Source organism: Deinococcus rubellus (assembly GCF_025244745.1).
Lineage (GTDB): Bacteria > Deinococcota > Deinococci > Deinococcales > Deinococcaceae > Deinococcus > Deinococcus rubellus.
On sequence record NZ_CP104213.1, the window covers coordinates 2,517,642 to 2,532,411 of the forward strand.

Below are 14,770 nucleotides of genomic sequence, written 5' to 3' on the forward strand. Positions count from 1 at the left end.
AGCTCACCGCTTGCCTGTAGACTGGCGGCCATGTCTGCCCTCCTCTCCTCCATCTTCAGTCATATCAGGCCGCCCGCATGACCCTGCGCGGGCGGCTGACCCTGTTTTACACAGTGCTGCTGGCCGCGCTACTGGCCCTGCTGGCAGTGCTGGTGCTGGGCATCATGCAAAACCGCTTGATCGGCAGCATCAAGGACGATCTCAAAACCAACACCTTCGGGCAGATCAGCCGTCTGGTACTGCCCAACGCCCCACTCGACCCGGCCAGCCCACTGGACCGGCTGGGGGGCGGTTTGCTGAGCGATCCCAGCGACCCCAGCGGTCCCACCTTATCGACCCTGCGCCAGAGCTTTCCCAATTACCGCATTCAGATTGACCCGCTGGTGACCAGCATCGACAATTTGCAGGCGATGATGGAGAGCAGTCCCCAGGACCGCGTGGCCGAGCTGAATTTCATGCGGCTGATCGCCTCGAAAAAGCGCCTGCCGGTGGGCATCGACCCGAACGCGCCGATTGAGCTGAGCGACGCCCAACTGACCCAGCTCCTGAGCGACCCCTCACGCGGGCTGGAGCTGACCGTGCCGACCCAGGCGGCCTTCGACGATCCGGTGCCGACCCAGGTGTATGTGCAGCTCTCCGAGATTCAAACCGGCGTCGCCATCGACAACAAGCCGCTGACCCAGGCGGCGCTGATCTACGTGGGGCGCAGCCTGCAACCGACCTACGACACGCTGGACCGTCTGAGATCGCTGATGTGGGTGCTGTTTCTGGGTGGGCTGGTCATCAGCAGCGTGGGGGCCTACCTGCTCTCGGGCCAGGCACTCAGGCCGCTGCGACAGGTGCAGAAAGCCGCCGAACAGATCGGGGGGAAGACGCTGAGCGCCCGCGTACCGGAGCCGAGCACCCGTGACGAAGTGCAGTCGCTGGCCCAGGCGCTCAACCGGATGCTGGGCCGTCTGGAAGGCTCGTTCGAGGCGCAGCGGCGTTTCACGTCCGATGCCAGCCACGAACTCAGAACCCCGGTGACGGCCATCAGCGGCCACGCCAGCTACCTGCTGAGACGCACCAGCCCCAGCGAGGGCCAGCGCGAGAGCCTGACCATCATCCGCAGCGAGGCCGAGCGCCTCACCAATCTGATCAGCAGCCTGCTGGAACTGGCCCGCTCAGACGGCGGGGTGATGCAACTGCGCCGCCAGCCGGTGCTGCCCAGGATGCTGCTGGGCGAGATCGCCCGCGAGTTGCAGCCGCTGGCCCAGGCCCAGCAGGCGACTTTGAATGTTACCGGCAGCGACGAGGCGCTGGAGGGCGACCCGGACCGGCTCAAGCAGGTCGTCATCAATCTGGTCAGCAACGCCCTCAAGGCCGGGGCCAGTCAGGTCGAGCTGAGCAGCCGCGCCGACACGAACGAAACCGGTGAGAGCGGCGTGCGTCTGAGCGTCAGTGACGACGGCCCCGGCATCGCCCCGGAGCATCTGGAGAAACTGTTTGACCGCTTTTACCGGGTGGAGGAATCGCGCAGCCGCGACCAGGGCGGCGCAGGACTGGGCCTGGCGATTGCCCGCAGCATCGTAGACGCCCACGGCGGGCGCATCTGGTTCAAGAGCCAGGTGGGCAGCGGCACCACCGTCAACGTCTGGTTGCCCAAGGGCCGCCTGGAACTGGCGAACGACGACGTGGCGTAAATATCCCACGCTGAACAAGCCCGCCTTCCCAGTTGGAAGGCGGGCTTTGAGTGGAAAAGAGCTTGAGATTAACTCAGCGCATCAGCCAGTTGAAGGTGGCCTTGAGCAGCGACGAACGGGCGCTGGGCGACAGCCCTTCGAGGCCGAAGCCCATCGTGGCAGTGCGGTAGCGGCCTCCGTCGTTGAGCACGATGGCCCCGGCATCCTGGCCCGCCGACTGGGCACGCACCGAGGGCTGCTTGACCGGCTTGCCGTTGCCCGCCTGCCCGATGAGCTGGCGCAGCACACTGGTCGTCACCTGCTCGATCAGGCCGCGCGGTTTGCCGCTCTTGGACTGGGCACGGGCCTTGTTGTTGTCCGCGCCGATGCTCTGGGCCTGAATGGTGCCCGCCGTCGCACCCGCACTGCCCCACGATCCGGCCACCACGCTGCCGCCGATGTTGGCGATCACGTCGGGGTACACCTGATCCTTGGCGCTGCCGTCGGCGTTGAGGGTGTAGCCCACGTTGCCCAGGACGCCGCTGGTCACGAACTTGGTCGTGCCGGACGAATCGGCCACGAACTGGGCCTTGAGGATGCTGCGGTAGAAGTTGCTCTCGCCGATGTCGTAGCCGATGTCCTGACCGCTGACGATCAGTTTGCCGCCGCCCGCCAGGTACTGCTGCAAATTCTGCTGGTCGGCCGCCGTGATGGTGTTGCTGTACTGCTCACCGCTGAGCCACAGCAGAATGTCGTACTTCTTCATCTCCTCAAGCGGCACCGCGCCCTGGGTCTGCACGTCCCAGCGGAAGGCCCCGCCCGGCGCGGCATTGGCCTTGACCGCGTCACGCAGGTAGGTGGTCACGTCCGGTCCTTGGCCCATGTCGTCGTCCACCAGCAGCACGGTGGGCAGCTTACCGGAGGTCGGCGGCTTGGGAGCCGGAGTCGGCGCGGGGGCCGGGGCCGGAGTGGGCTTGGGCGCGGGAGCCGCACCGGGTTTCAGAAAGCAGGCCTTGGTCGCGCCGGGCACCGGGTCCGATCCCCATTCCGCCACGGTGCATTTGAAGCCGTCGGTGGCGGTGCCGGAGATGTAGCGGCCATTCGCGCCGAACGCGGCCTGACGCTCGCCGCTGAAGTTGCAGGCTCCGCCTTCCGGCGCGCAGAAGGTGTAGCCGACAGGCGGCACCACATTATTGTTGGCCGGGGGCGGCGTGGGGGTCGGAGTTGGCGTTGGGGTTGGGGTGGGCGCGGGGGTCGGCGTCGGCGTTGGGGTTGGCGTCGGTGCCGGAGTGGGCGCAGGGGTCGGCGTCGGGGCGGGCGTCGGTGCCGGAGCGGGGGTAGGAGCGGGAGCAGAGATATTCACGCCCAGCTTGGCGAGTGCGCCGGGCAGATTGATCTCGCCGTAGCCGGTGTTGTTGTTCTTCTGGCCGTTGTTGGAGGCGCTGGAGTAGAGCGCCTGCTTGATGGCGTCCACGCTGGTACCGGGCTTGGCTCCCAACATCACCGCCACCGCACCCGCCGTGATGGGGGCCGCCTGTGAGGAGCCGGACAGCGAACCGTAGCCGCCGCCGGGGAAGCTGCTGGTGATCGCCACGCCGGGGGCCGCCACATCAGGCTTGATGAAGGTGCCGCTGTAGGCCCCGGTCCAGGCCACCGGACCCCGGCTGCTGAACGAGGCCACCTGGCCGTTCTGATCGACTGCGCCGACGCCGATCACGTCGGGGATGTTGCCGGGGCTGCCGGTGCTGCCCGCCGTGGGGCCGAAGTTACCGATGGCGAAGACCGGCACCACGCCCGCCTTGAGCATGTTCTGGACCGGCACCACGAACTCCTGGTAGGTGCCGGGCAGTCCCAGGCTCATGCTGACCACGTTCGCGCCGTCGTTGGTGTCGGCATTGTTGTCGGGGTCGAGCACCCACTGCATGCCCGCGATGACCTGGGCAAACGTACCGGAGCCGTCGGGCAGGACCAGGGCGCTGATCAGCCTGGCATCGGGAGCCACGCCCACCGTGTTGCCGACCAGCAGACCCGCCGTGTGGGTGCCGTGCTCGGCGGTGTCGTGCGGCTGACTGCCCTGCACCTTGTCGCCGTCGCCGTTGAACTCGGCGTAGTTGAGAATCTTGCCCTTGTATTCCGGCGAGTTGGGATCGATACCGGTGTCGAGGTGCCCGATGCGGACGCCCTGCCCCTTGAAGCCCGCCGCCTGGGCCTGCTTGGCCCCGATGGCCTGGAGATGGTACGGCACCCCGGTGGGCGCGCTGGCCGCGCTGAGCGCCTGGGCCTTGGGAATCTGCACCTTGAAGTTCTCGAAGATCTCGTCCACGATGGGCAACGTCACCAGGGCGCGAATCTGGGCGGGCGTCAGCTTGAGGAAGATGGACTGATCGAGCCACAGCTCCGCGCCGTTTTTCTTGAGGGAATCATTGACGAAACCCGCCGCCGGGCCGAGCTTGGAGAGGCTGTTTTGCAACTGCACCCGCAGGTTCTTGAACACGTCGCGGCCCTGGGCCGAATTGGAGACGCTGAAGCGCACGATGACGCCAATCGGCGCGGTGCTGTTGGACCGGACTTTGGTCAGCAGATCCGGCGAGAGCCGACCTGCCGAGGCCTGAGTGGCGCTGGCCACGGTGAGGGCCGCGCCGAGTAGGAGCATTGAGCGTTTGATCATGCAGGCAGTATGCCCCGCCGCAGATGATCTGCCCTAAGCCGAAGATGAGGAACACTTAAGAAGGCGTCAGAGTCGGGTCAGCGCCGATCCGGAACGAAATCGAAAAGAGCCGGGGGCAGTCATGGACTTTGCCTCCAGCTCTCTGACATGTGGCGATCTCTCAAACACTGACTGAGGTTCTAACAACAGTTCAGGCTTTCAGCAATTGCTCCAATTCTTCCGGAGTCACTGTTTTGGAAAAACGGCCCCGCAGATAGAGATCGTTAACAGCCTGCGGGCCAAGTAAGGAAACAACCTGCCGAAGTTTGATCTTGAGGGTCTTTTGACGGGTCATCAGACGGATGGTATCGGTGGTGCCCGGAACCCAAGTGCAGACGATGCTCGACACTTCACTTTCCCCCTTTGAAGCTTTGAGAATGAACGGTTTGGCAACGCCCGTCAGCAAACTGGAAGCCGAGTGGCCCATTTAAAAGCGCAGAACCCGCGAACACATGCAGTCCAGAGGACGGATTTGTTGGTGACTTCACTTTACTCGTTTGCAGACAGCTCCAAAAGGACATTTGACACCTTAAGGAAGACCTAAAGGTCGGTTAAATGCCGCTGAGACGGCATTTAACCGCTACTGACTCCAGAGTAATCATCACTCAGAACAGTTCGTCGAGGCCCTGGTAATACTCCAGCTTCGCCAGATCAATCAGGCTGCGCCCGTAGGTGTCCAGAAAGTGATCAGCCATTTCGTCGTCCGCGTTGCGGCGCAGGCTGCGGCGGGCCAGCGCCAGATCCTGATGACGGTCCGCGATACCGAGACGGCCCACGTCCAGTACAGCTTCCACGTAGTCGCCCGACACCAGGAAATTGGGCAGGCAGGCGTCGCCGTGCGCCACCACCAGGTCCTCGGCAACAGGTCGGGCGCGAACGAGGTACGCCAGCACCTGCGCCGCCGACTGGCCACGGCGCTCGGCGTCGAAGTCGGCCTCGTCCACCAGCCCGCGCTCTACCCGTTCACGTGCCTGTCTCAGCTTGACGGCCAGACTCTCGTTGAAGGGACACTCGCGGACCGGCAGGGCGTGAAGCTGACGCAGGGCGCGGGCCAGTAACCCGGCATTGCGCCGGGCGTGCAGCAGGGCGTCAGGGTGGTGCATCGGCAGCCCCGGCAAGCGGGTGGTGGCCAGGTACTCGCTCACTTCGTCGGTGGCGTAACCGACCACGCGCGGCACCGGCACGCGCCCGGCCAGCCAGCGCAATTTGGCCTGCTCGGTTCTCAGGCTTTCCAGTCGGCCCAGCTCCTGCACCTTGACGACGAACTTCTGCGAGCGCCACACCCGCGCGCCGGAATCGCCCGATACGTCCTCCCAGCGGGCGGCAGGCAGCACTCTTCTGAGTTCGGGCGGCAGGCTCAGGCTCACGCGGCCTAGAGTAGCAGGGAGGGGCAGGGAACTTTCAGGGCCTGGCCCGACTCCAAGAAGTAAGGCGCTTTGCTCAGGGCGGCCCCACCCATGGATGACTACACCGACGAACAACTCATTCGCCTGGCCCACCCAGGAAGCGGCGCTCACTCGGAAAGCGCCGGGGCCTTCGAGGTACTGCTGCGCCGCCACGCGCCCCAGGTTCACCGGCTGGCCGCCAGCGTGGTGGGCCCCGGCGCTGCCGACGACGTGGTGCAGGAGGTGTTCGTGAGCGTGCACAGACATCTGAAATCTTTCCGGGGCGACGCCAAGTTCAGCACCTGGCTGCACCGCATCACGATCAACGCCTGCTCGGCGGCGCTGAGAAAAAAGCAACCCGATTCGCTGGATGACTGGCCGGAAATGGTAGCCCGCAGCGACCCGGCGCAGGCCGGTGAGCAGGCCCAGTTGCGCGAACGGCTGGCCTGGGCCATGCAGCAGCTTCCCGAGGGCGTGCGCGAGGCCGTGACGTTGCGCGAACTGGCCGAACTGGACTACGCAGAGATCGCCGAGGTACTGAATGTCGAACTCGGCACCGTCAAATCGAGAATCAGCCGGGGCCGCGCCCAACTCCGCGACCTGCTCAGCGACCACTGGGACGTGCCTGCCCCGAAACAAGGAGTCAAGCCATGAAGCCGCCATCCGCCCACCCCGAAACGTTCGACGATGCAGATCTGGACGACCTGTTCGTCCGAGTGCGGCAGCCGACCCCGGACGACCTTGGCGCAGCGGAGCGCTTTCTGAGCCGCCAGGTGTCGATGGTGTCTGCCACTCCCCTGCCCACACTGCCCGCACGCCGTCTGGGCCCCCCTCTGCACCGGTGGCCGTCCGTACTGACCACACTGCTGGCGGCCGCCGCCCTCTGCGGCGGGATACTGGTGCTGAGGCCCGCGCCGACCACCCCGCCCCAGCCGCTGCTCGCCAGCAGCGCCGCCTACGACGCCTATACCTCGGCGCTGGGCGGTGAGTGGTGAGGCGCGGCGCGGCCCGCGCGGTCCTGACCTTGCTGCTGCTGGGGCCGCTGAGTGGTCCGGTGCTGGCAGCTCAAGTGGCCACCCCATCCGTCACGACCCTGCCCCCCGCTGCGCTGAAGAATACCGTGCCCAGCACCGTTGTGGCCAGCATCACAACCCCCACCGACGCCGCCCGGCTCCTGAGCGCCCTGATCAAGAACACCAGATTCGTCGTGCGCGGCGAGGCCAGCGTCACGGTACTGTTTCCGCCGCGCCCCACGCCCATCCGCACGGCCCAGAGCCTGCCGCTGATCGAGGTCTTTCCCGCGATGCTCAAGCAGAACTTCGACATCAAACGCCAGCCCGACGAGGTGGTGGCGCAGCGGCCCAGCCAGGTCTTCACGCTGACCCCCAAAGTCGGCGCGGCGGCGAGCTGGCGCGTCTGGGTGGACGCCAGGTGGAATGTGCCGCTGGCCTACGAGGAGCGCAGCGCCGACGGCAGCCTGGCCCGCCGCGCCGAACTGCTGCGGGCCGACAAGCTGCAAAAGCGTGGCAAGCCCGTGCAGGCCGCAGCTTTGCCAGGGCTGGCGCAGGCGCTACGTCAGGCCCTACCGGGGCTGGCGCTGCCACCCGGCTTCCGGGCGGTGGGCGTGGGGCGGCGTCCGGCGGGCGCGCAGGTCGTGTTCAGCGACGGCCTCAACGTGCTGGCGCTGGTCACCGCGCAAAAAGGTGTCAAGGCGGCGCAGGGTGTGGTCTCGCGCAAAGTCGGCGACGGCTTCGTCTGGCTGGTCGGCAACCTCACAGCCCAGGACCTTCAGACCGCACTCAAGGGAATCCGGCCCGGCGACCTCAGCGCGCTGGGAACTTTCATGCCGCCGGACGACTCCAATCCGTAGAGCCGCAGAGTTGACTCTTCCTGTCCCCGAATCCCGCCAACCCTGAACCTCCCGCAATCCTCGAAGCCCCCAGGAGACTTTGTGCCACTCACCCCCAACACCCGGCCCCTGACGCTGACCGACGCCGCCCATCTGCTGCGCCGCACCAGTTTCGGAGCCACCGAAGCGCAGATCCGCGCCCTGATCGGGCAGACACCGCAGGCCGCCGCCACCGGGTTGCTGAGCTTCCCGGCAACCACCCTCGACACACCGTTCAAGCCCCTGGAAGCGGTGGCCCCCTACGCCGCCATCAAGCTGATGGAAGCGGGCTGGCTGCGCGAGATGGTGCTCACCCCCTACCCGCTGCGCGAGCGTCTGGCCCTGATGTGGAGTAACCACTTCGTCATCGGCACCGACAAGGTGAAGAACGTCAGCGCGCTGGAAGGCTACCTGACGGTGCTGAGGACCCAATCCCTGAGCAACTTCACCGACCTGGCGCTGGCCGCCGTCAAGACACCTGCCGTGATGAACTACCTCGACAACGACCAGAACCGCAAGGGCAAGCCCAACGAGAACCTGGGGCGCGAACTGCTGGAACTCTACACGGCGGGCATCGGCAACTACTCGGAAGCCGACGTGAAAGAGGGAGCCAGGGCGCTGACCGGCTGGACCTATCAGGGGGGCCGGGGCAACAAGCAGTTTGCCGACCCGCAAGTCTTCGCCTTCAACCCCAAGCAGCACGACAGCGGCTCCAAAACCTACCTGGGCCAGTCAGGCAACTTCGGCGGCGACGACATCGTGCGGCTGGCGGCGGGCCATCCTTCCACCGCCGGGCGGGTCGCCATGAAGCTGTGGCGGTCGTTCGTCAGTGACACGCCCGACGCAGCGGGGCAGGCCAGGCTGACCGAGACCTACCGCCAGCACGGCGGCGACCTCAGGGCGGTGATGCAGGACCTACTGAGCAGCCAGGAGTTCTACGCGGCCAGAAGCAGCATCATCCGCAGCCCTGCCGAGTTCGTGGTGGGGGCGCTGCGCTCTTCTAACCGTGGCGACATCGACGAGAAGACCTACCTCAACCTGAGCGGCACCCTGGCGCGGCTGGGCCAGCAACTGCTGCACCCGCCCACCGTCAAGGGGTGGGACGGGGGCCGTGAGTGGATCAACGACGGCACGCTGCTCCTGCGAATGCAGGTGGCCGCCGGGCTGACCCTGGGCAAGCAGGCGCTGGGCCAGGGTACCAAACCCGCGCCCGGGTTCAGCCCGCTGGCCCTGACCGGCAGCGAACACCTGCCGCCTGCCCTGGCGAAGCTGCCACCCGCACAGCGTACCTACCTGATGCTGGTCAGCCCCGAGTACCAGTTGATCTGAGGGTATGGGCTGGAATATTTGCTTTGCTCACCACCCCACAATCCGAAAAAGGAGTCCTCCATGAACAGACGCGATTTTCTCAAAGTCTCGGCGCTGGCGGTCAGCGTCACCAGCGGGATGCCCGGCTTTCTGGCGCGGGCAGCGGCCCAGGCCAGCGCCTCGGGCGGCGACCAGACCCTGGTGGTCATTCAGCTCACCGGCGGCAACGACGGCCTCAACACCCTGATTCCCTATTCCAACGGCGCGTACTACGCGGCCCGGCCCAACATCGCCATTGCCAAAAAAGACGTGCTGACTTTGAGTGCCGATCTGGGAATGCACCCCAGCCTGCGGGCGCTGGGCAAGTTCTGGGACGCCGGGCAACTCGGCTGGCTGGAAAATATCGGCTACCCCAACCCCAACCGCAGCCACTTTGCCAGCATGGCCATCTGGCACACCGCCGATCCCACCCAGGCCGCCTCGGACGGCTGGATCGGGCGCATTGCCGAGACCATCGGCGATCCGTTTTGTGCCAGCAACATCGGCAACGCCACGCCGCTGGCGCTCCAGGCTAAGGACTTCTCGCTGCCCAGCATCAGCAGCGTGGACAGTTTTCAGGTCAAGTTGCCCGCCGGGCTGAAAGACCCCTTCACGACCATGCTGAACGCGCCGAGACAGGGCGAGGCCGAGTACCTCCAGAAAGCCACCAAGCAGATGCTGCTCAACACTGCCCGGGTGCAGAAAAACCTCAGCAAGTACCGCCCCGGCGCGGCGTATCCGGACAGCAAGTTCGCTGCCAGCTTGCAGGACATCGCCCGGCTGATCGCGGGCGGCAACGGCCAGCGGGTGCTGTATACGAGCTTGGGCAGCTTCGATACCCACGCCGGGCAACGCGCTGAGCAAGACGATCTGCTGACCCAGCTCGCCGAAGGGCTGGCCGCCTTCCAGGCCGATCTGGACGTGCAGGGACTTGCGGACAAGGTGGTCGTGATGGGATTTTCCGAGTTCGGGCGGCGGGTGGCCGAGAACGACAGCGCCGGGACCGATCACGGCCAGGGCAGCGTGATGTTCGTGCTGGGCAAATCGGTCAAGGGAGGCGTTCACGGTGACAGCCCCGACCTGGAAAACCTGGCCGACGGCGACATCCGCTACAAGCAGGACTTCCGGGGCGTCTATGCCCAGGCACTCGACACCTGGCTGAAACTCGATTCGAAGGACATCCTGGGCGGCAAATTCGACGGCCCGAAATGGCTCAGTTGAGGAGGACGTTCGGACGCTGGGGGGCGCTGGCCCTCCTCATCCTGACGCCGGCCCTCTCGATGCCTGCCTTCCGCCTCACCGCCATCCAGCAGCTGCACTACGACGTGGGCGAGCCGCTGTGGCAGTACAGCGGCAGGGTCATGGCCTGCACCTTCTGCCACGTCAACAAGGACGGCGGCGCACCCTGGAATCCGTTCGGGCAGGCGCTCCAAAAGGGCTTCCAGACCAATCCCAGGGCGAACTTCGGGGACGTGCTGTACAGCGTGCTGGCTGCCAATGGTGACAGCGACGGTGACGGCTACCCCGACGCCATCGAGGTGTTTGCCCACACCCTGCCGGGCGACGCCAGCAGCAAGCCTGACAAGCCACTGGCTGAACTGGAGGCCGAGTTCGCAGCGGCGGGCGGGGTGGAGCAGTACGCCCCAAAAGGGAGCGAAGGACCCGGCAAGAAAGGCAAAAAGGCGCTCAGCGCTCCAGCAGGTAGCTTAAGTGGTAAGGAGTGACGTCCTTGAGGGTGTCCGGGTCATCTTCAGCACTGGCAACCGACCAGACGGCAGATACCGGTGGCAGGTCAGATGGCTGCCCGGCAAGTCTAAAACTTTAGACCTGCCCTCCACACCCGCCCAGCCAACACCGCGAGGCAGTATGCAGCTATTCAAACTTGAATTACATTCATTGAGTACGTCCAGAGCGTATTATGCCCCTACCGGAACGGAAGCGCCGACGGTGTGCTTGCAATCGAATTTCGGAGTGTAGGTCATTCGTGATCACTTTTTATCCCAGGACCTCAATGAGAAGCGCCCCCAGACGGATCGGGGGCGTTTGCTCTGGCTTACTGGCAGGGTCTACTTCAGCCCGACCAGTTTCTCGCTCTCGTCCCACAGCCGCTGGGCCTTCTCGCCGTCGCGCAGGTAGGGCAGGTAGCCCACGTAAGGCCGTGACGGGTCCACCGGCAGGGCTTCCTGCACATCTTCCAGGTACAGGCCGCCGACGCCTTCCAGCTCGGCACCCACCGCCGCCCAGACACTGGTGGCCGCGCCCTGCTCCACTGTTTTGAAGACAGGATTGAGATTGCCGTTCTCGTCCATCCAGCCCATCGCCCGCTGTTCCTCGGCAGGCAGGTGCTTTTGCAGGCCGGTCATGATGCCGCCGGGGTTGACCGAGTTGGCCGTGACGCCCTGGGAGCCGTACTTCCGGGTCAGGCCGACGGCGAAAAGGGCATTGGCGGTCTTGGAGTTACCGTAAGCCTCCCACTTCTCGTAAGGCCGCGAGTCGTAATTGAGATCGTCCAGCCGCACGTCGCTGCGGCGGTGGCCGCTGCTGCTGAGCGCCACCACCCGCGCCGGGGCCGCCGCCAGCAGGGCAGGCATCAGCAGTTCAGTAAGCAGGAAATGGCCCAGGTGGTTGGTACCGAACTGCATCTCGAAGCCGTCAGCCGTGCGCGAGAATGGCGTGACCATCACGCCCGCGTTGTTGATCAGGATGTCGAGCCGTGGTACCCTTTCCAGAATCCGGGCCGCCGCCGCACGCACCGAGGCCAGCGAGCTGAGGTCGAGTTCGACGACTTCCGCCGCGTCATTGCCTGTACTCCTTCTCAGCTCCTGGGCCACCGCCTCGCCCTTCGCCGTGTCGCGCACCGCCAGAAGCACCCGCGCCCCAGCACTGAGCAGAGCGCGGGCGGTTTCGACACCGATACCGGAGGCAGCTCCGGTGACGACAGCGGTCTTGCCGCTCAAATTGTGTCCGGCAACGACCTCCAGGGCCGTGCTGCGGGCACCGAACGGTGAGGTGATGTGGTCAGGAACTGTCTGGGAATCAGTCATGAGCGCACTCTAGGGGTTGGAGTGCGCTCAAAGTCAAGCTGCCCAACAGATTCTTACTTCAGAAGGCGCTGGGCGTGGTCGTTTCTACGGCGGTCAGGGTTTCCAGGATATGGAATGCATGCTCCGCACCGCTGGGCACGCAGTAACTGTCTCCCGGTTCCAGGGCGATGGTCTGGCCGCCTACCAGCAACTCCACCCGACCCGAAATGACGTAGCCGAGCGTCTCGTACTCGTGCTTGTGCATGGTCTTGTCGTCATTGACCGAAGGTTCCTCGTTGTGCCACAGGCGCACGCTTCCCTTCTCGCCTTTGATGAGATGGTGCTGACCGTCCTTGCCGTGCTGGGTTTCGCTGCGGCTGAGCTTGTACTGGTTGGGCTTGTCCTGGCTGGTGCTCTCAGAATTGGTCATGCTCCCAGCCTGCCCCTTGCCGCCAGGGTTCGGGTGAGCATCAGACTCAGGCGCACTTAGAAACGAGGGACGGCTCAGGAACGCTGAGCGTGCTGATCTCCCTCAGCAAACAGGGCAACGATCTGCCGGTTGAAGGCGGGCAGATCATCCGGCTTGCGACTGGTGACAATCCCCCTGTCCTGCACCACTTCCTGATCGACCCACTGCGCTCCGCCGAGTTCGAGTTCGCGGCGCAGGCTGGGCCAACTGGTCAGCTTCAGCCCCTTCACGATGCCGATCTGACTCAGGCTCCAGGGGCCGTGACAGATGGCCGCCATCGGCTTGCCGCCCTCATAGAACGAGCGCACGAAAGACATCGCCTCGTCGCTCAGGCGCAGCTTGTCGGGGTTGACGGTGCCGCCCGGCAGCAGCAGAGCGTCGTAGTCGCCAGCACTCGCGTCGGCCACTGTTTTGTCCACCGGGTAGTTGTCCTTCGGCTCGATGTCGCCTTTCATACTCTGGATCTGCCCGGCCTTGAGACTGATCAGGTGGGTGGTGGCCCCGGCTTTTTCGAGTGCCTCACGCGGACTGGTCAGCTCGATCTGCTCCACGCCGTCGGCAGCGAGAATGGCGATGGTCTTGCCCTGCAAGGGTTGTGAACTGGTCATGTCACGCAGCCTGGACTCCGGCGCTCGGTGGCCCGTGAAGACGGAGCAAAGGCGGCTTGGGCGTGAAGTCACGCTTCCTTGAAGTCGGACTCAGGAACGGGGTCAGTCGAAACTGTCCAGCAACTTTCGCGGCGCACCGACAGTATTCACAGGCATGAACACCGCTTCGATCATCTTCGGCATCCTGGCCGTGCTGGGCCTCGTCCTGGGATTTTTGCCGCTGCTGGGCTGGACCAACTGGTTCGTGACGCTGCCGCTGGGCATCATCGGCCTGATTCTGGGGGCCATCAGCGGCAAGCGCGGCGGTCTGGTGCTGTGCGCGGTGGTGCTGGTGCTGGCCGGGCTGCGGCTGGTTATCGGCGGCGGGGTGATCTGAGCGACCATTTCATTGACCTGCCAGTTACTTAAAGACCGCTTGACGGCCCCCCAATCCGGACGTGAGCGCCGCCTTCTAGGGTAAGCGGGCGACTGGACCTCACTCCAAAGGAGCCGCCATGCCCAACAAACCCGATATTTCAAACCCCGAACCCCAGCAGCGCCGCGTCGGTTTCGCCGTCGTGGGCCTGGGCGAACTCAGCGCCGAGGAACTGATTCCCGCACTGCGAACCAGCCAGCACGCTTACCTGGCCGCCGTCGTGACCGGCGAACCGGCGAAGGGCAAGGCCTTTGCCCGTGCCGCTGGCCTGACCGAGAACGACGCCTACACCTATGAGCAGTTCGACGACCTGGCGAAGCGGGGCGATGTGCAGGCCATCTACATCGTGCTGCCCAACAACCTGCACCGCGAGTACACCGAGCGCGCCGCCAAAATGGGCAAGCACGTGCTGTGCGAAAAACCGCTGGCCGCCAACACTGAGGACGCTGAGGCGATGGTGGCCGCCTGCAAAAACGCGGGCGTTAAGCTGATGGCGGCCTACCGCATTCAGTACACACCGCACCACTGGGCCGCCAAACGGGCCATCGCGGCGGGCAAGCTCGGCAAAATTAAACTCCTCGACAGCATCCACACCCAGGTGGAAGACGATGCCAGCGTCTGGCGACTGAGCCTGGAGCAGGCGGGCGGCGGGCCGCTGGTGGACGTGGGCATCTACTGCCTCAACACCCTGCGCTTCCTGATCGGCCTGGAGCCGGAGTGGGTCTACGCCGCCACACATCAGCCTCAGGGAGACGAGCGCTTCAGGGAAGTGGAAGAGTCCATGAGCGTGATGCTGGGCTTTCCCGGTGGTCTGATCGCCAACATCCTGACCAGTTACGGGGCCACCAAGACCGACACCGTGCGGGTGCTGGGCGAGGACGGCTCGGTGCTGCTCGACCCGGCCTTCGTCTACAGCGGCCTGGAGCTGGAACTGAGCGACAAGCAGGCCAAGACGCGGCCCCAGTTTCCTGCCTACGACCAGTTCACGCTGGAGGTCGATCACTTCGCCGAGTGCATCCGCCAGGACAGGCAGCCTTATACCTCTGGCGAGGAGGGCGTGCAGGACCACCGCCTGATGGACGCCATTTACCAGAGCGCCCGCAGCGGTCAGCGGGTCAAGGTCGAGAAGTTCAGCGGCCAGGACATCTTCAGAAACGCCAAGAACGAGCCTGAACTGCCGGGCAACGCTTCTTAATTTCCTCTTAAGCGCGGCGGGATTGGTCAGTAAAGATGCAGAGCGGTGCCGACGCGTCCAGCAGACTGACCG

The 14,770-nt window shown here is 65.2% G+C and carries 15 protein-coding genes; 9 read left to right on the plus strand and 6 right to left on the minus strand.

Translation table 11 applies throughout. The annotated features are described in order from the left end of the window. Positions 1-77: 77 nt before the first annotated feature. A complete protein-coding gene (locus N0D28_RS12935; RefSeq protein WP_260559907.1) occupies positions 78-1,682 on the plus strand; it encodes a sensor histidine kinase in 1,605 nt (534 codons plus the stop codon). A 73-nt stretch (positions 1,683-1,755) separates the two neighbouring features. On the opposite strand, the gene N0D28_RS12940 is transcribed toward N0D28_RS12935, so the two are convergent. The 3 genes from N0D28_RS12940 to N0D28_RS12950 all read right to left on the minus strand — a co-directional run bounded on the left by N0D28_RS12940 (position 1,756) and on the right by N0D28_RS12950 (position 5,735). Beyond that, positions 1,756-4,329, minus strand: a complete 2,574-nt coding sequence (locus N0D28_RS12940) for a S8 family serine peptidase (protein ID WP_260559908.1) — start codon at positions 4,327-4,329, stop codon at positions 1,756-1,758. Between the two features lie 190 nt (positions 4,330-4,519). After that, on the minus strand, positions 4,520-4,774 hold the full coding sequence (locus N0D28_RS12945) for a hypothetical protein (RefSeq protein ID WP_260559909.1): 255 nt from the start codon (positions 4,772-4,774) through the stop codon (positions 4,520-4,522). Positions 4,775-4,973: 199 nt separating this feature from the next. After that, the gene (locus tag N0D28_RS12950; protein WP_260559910.1) at positions 4,974-5,735 is read right to left on the minus strand and encodes an APH(3') family aminoglycoside O-phosphotransferase; all 762 of its coding nucleotides are present in this window, start codon (positions 5,733-5,735) and stop codon (positions 4,974-4,976) included. A gap of 90 nt (positions 5,736-5,825) precedes the next feature. Here N0D28_RS12950 and N0D28_RS12955 point away from each other — a divergent pair, with 90 nt between their 5' ends. The 6 genes from N0D28_RS12955 (at position 5,826) to N0D28_RS12980 (ending at position 10,712) form a co-directional block, all read left to right on the plus strand. Next, on the plus strand, positions 5,826-6,407 hold the full coding sequence (locus N0D28_RS12955) for an RNA polymerase sigma factor (RefSeq protein ID WP_260559911.1): 582 nt from the start codon (positions 5,826-5,828) through the stop codon (positions 6,405-6,407). Further along, a complete protein-coding gene (locus tag N0D28_RS12960; protein ID WP_260559912.1) occupies positions 6,404-6,748 on the plus strand; it encodes a hypothetical protein in 345 nt (114 codons plus the stop codon). Before N0D28_RS12955 ends, N0D28_RS12960 begins: the two co-directional genes overlap by 4 nt. Continuing rightward, on the plus strand, positions 6,745-7,623 hold the full coding sequence (locus N0D28_RS12965) for a transcriptional regulator (RefSeq protein WP_260559913.1): 879 nt from the start codon (positions 6,745-6,747) through the stop codon (positions 7,621-7,623). Before N0D28_RS12960 ends, N0D28_RS12965 begins: the two co-directional genes overlap by 4 nt. An 81-nt stretch (positions 7,624-7,704) precedes the next feature. Then, positions 7,705-8,970 (plus strand): DUF1800 domain-containing protein, encoded by a 1,266-nt coding sequence (locus N0D28_RS12970; protein WP_260559914.1) that lies wholly within the window; start codon positions 7,705-7,707, stop codon positions 8,968-8,970. A gap of 60 nt (positions 8,971-9,030) precedes the next feature. Continuing rightward, positions 9,031-10,209, plus strand: coding sequence for a DUF1501 domain-containing protein (locus tag N0D28_RS12975; RefSeq protein WP_260559915.1), 1,179 nt, complete (start codon positions 9,031-9,033; stop codon positions 10,207-10,209). Then, a complete protein-coding gene (locus N0D28_RS12980; RefSeq protein WP_260559916.1) occupies positions 10,197-10,712 on the plus strand; it encodes a thrombospondin type 3 repeat-containing protein in 516 nt (171 codons plus the stop codon). Before N0D28_RS12975 ends, N0D28_RS12980 begins: the two co-directional genes overlap by 13 nt. A gap of 342 nt (positions 10,713-11,054) precedes the next feature. On the opposite strand, the gene N0D28_RS12985 is transcribed toward N0D28_RS12980, so the two are convergent. The 3 genes from N0D28_RS12985 to N0D28_RS12995 all read right to left on the minus strand — a co-directional run bounded on the left by N0D28_RS12985 (position 11,055) and on the right by N0D28_RS12995 (position 13,088). Continuing rightward, the gene (locus N0D28_RS12985) at positions 11,055-12,032 is read right to left on the minus strand and encodes an oxidoreductase (RefSeq protein ID WP_260559917.1); all 978 of its coding nucleotides are present in this window, start codon (positions 12,030-12,032) and stop codon (positions 11,055-11,057) included. A gap of 58 nt (positions 12,033-12,090) precedes the next feature. Further along, positions 12,091-12,441 carry a cupin domain-containing protein gene (locus N0D28_RS12990; RefSeq protein WP_260559918.1) on the minus strand — a complete coding sequence of 117 codons (351 nt, stop codon included), beginning with the start codon at positions 12,439-12,441 and terminating at the stop codon, positions 12,091-12,093. 74 nt (positions 12,442-12,515) lie between these two features. Beyond that, a complete protein-coding gene (locus N0D28_RS12995) occupies positions 12,516-13,088 on the minus strand; it encodes a type 1 glutamine amidotransferase domain-containing protein (RefSeq protein WP_260559919.1) in 573 nt (190 codons plus the stop codon). A gap of 154 nt (positions 13,089-13,242) precedes the next feature. Between N0D28_RS12995 and N0D28_RS13000 the strand changes: the two genes are divergently transcribed. Further along, a complete protein-coding gene (locus N0D28_RS13000; RefSeq protein WP_260559920.1) occupies positions 13,243-13,464 on the plus strand; it encodes a hypothetical protein in 222 nt (73 codons plus the stop codon). Between the two features lie 118 nt (positions 13,465-13,582). Continuing rightward, positions 13,583-14,698: a Gfo/Idh/MocA family protein gene (locus tag N0D28_RS13005; RefSeq protein WP_260559921.1), complete on the plus strand. Its 1,116-nt coding sequence runs from the start codon at positions 13,583-13,585 to the stop codon at positions 14,696-14,698. The last annotated feature ends 72 nt before the right edge of the window (positions 14,699-14,770 follow it).

Excerpts from the sequence above, each read along its gene's own strand:
- N0D28_RS13005 (WP_260559921.1), top strand. The coding sequence starts at position 13,583 with ATGCCCAACAAACCCGATATTTCAAACCCCGAACCCCAGCAGCGCCGC.
- N0D28_RS12955 (WP_260559911.1), top strand. The coding sequence starts at position 5,826 with ATGGATGACTACACCGACGAACAACTCATTCGCCTGGCCCACCCAGGA.
- N0D28_RS12935 (WP_260559907.1), top strand. The coding sequence starts at position 78 with ATGACCCTGCGCGGGCGGCTGACCCTGTTTTACACAGTGCTGCTGGCC.
- N0D28_RS12990 (WP_260559918.1), bottom strand. The coding sequence starts at position 12,441 with ATGACCAATTCTGAGAGCACCAGCCAGGACAAGCCCAACCAGTACAAG.
- N0D28_RS12975 (WP_260559915.1), top strand. The coding sequence starts at position 9,031 with ATGAACAGACGCGATTTTCTCAAAGTCTCGGCGCTGGCGGTCAGCGTC.
- N0D28_RS12980 (WP_260559916.1), top strand. The coding sequence starts at position 10,197 with ATGGCTCAGTTGAGGAGGACGTTCGGACGCTGGGGGGCGCTGGCCCTC.
- N0D28_RS12960 (WP_260559912.1), top strand. The coding sequence starts at position 6,404 with ATGAAGCCGCCATCCGCCCACCCCGAAACGTTCGACGATGCAGATCTG.
- N0D28_RS12985 (WP_260559917.1), bottom strand. The coding sequence starts at position 12,032 with ATGACTGATTCCCAGACAGTTCCTGACCACATCACCTCACCGTTCGGT.
- N0D28_RS12995 (WP_260559919.1), bottom strand. The coding sequence starts at position 13,088 with ATGACCAGTTCACAACCCTTGCAGGGCAAGACCATCGCCATTCTCGCT.
- N0D28_RS12940 (WP_260559908.1), bottom strand. The coding sequence starts at position 4,329 with ATGATCAAACGCTCAATGCTCCTACTCGGCGCGGCCCTCACCGTGGCC.
- N0D28_RS13000 (WP_260559920.1), top strand. The coding sequence starts at position 13,243 with ATGAACACCGCTTCGATCATCTTCGGCATCCTGGCCGTGCTGGGCCTC.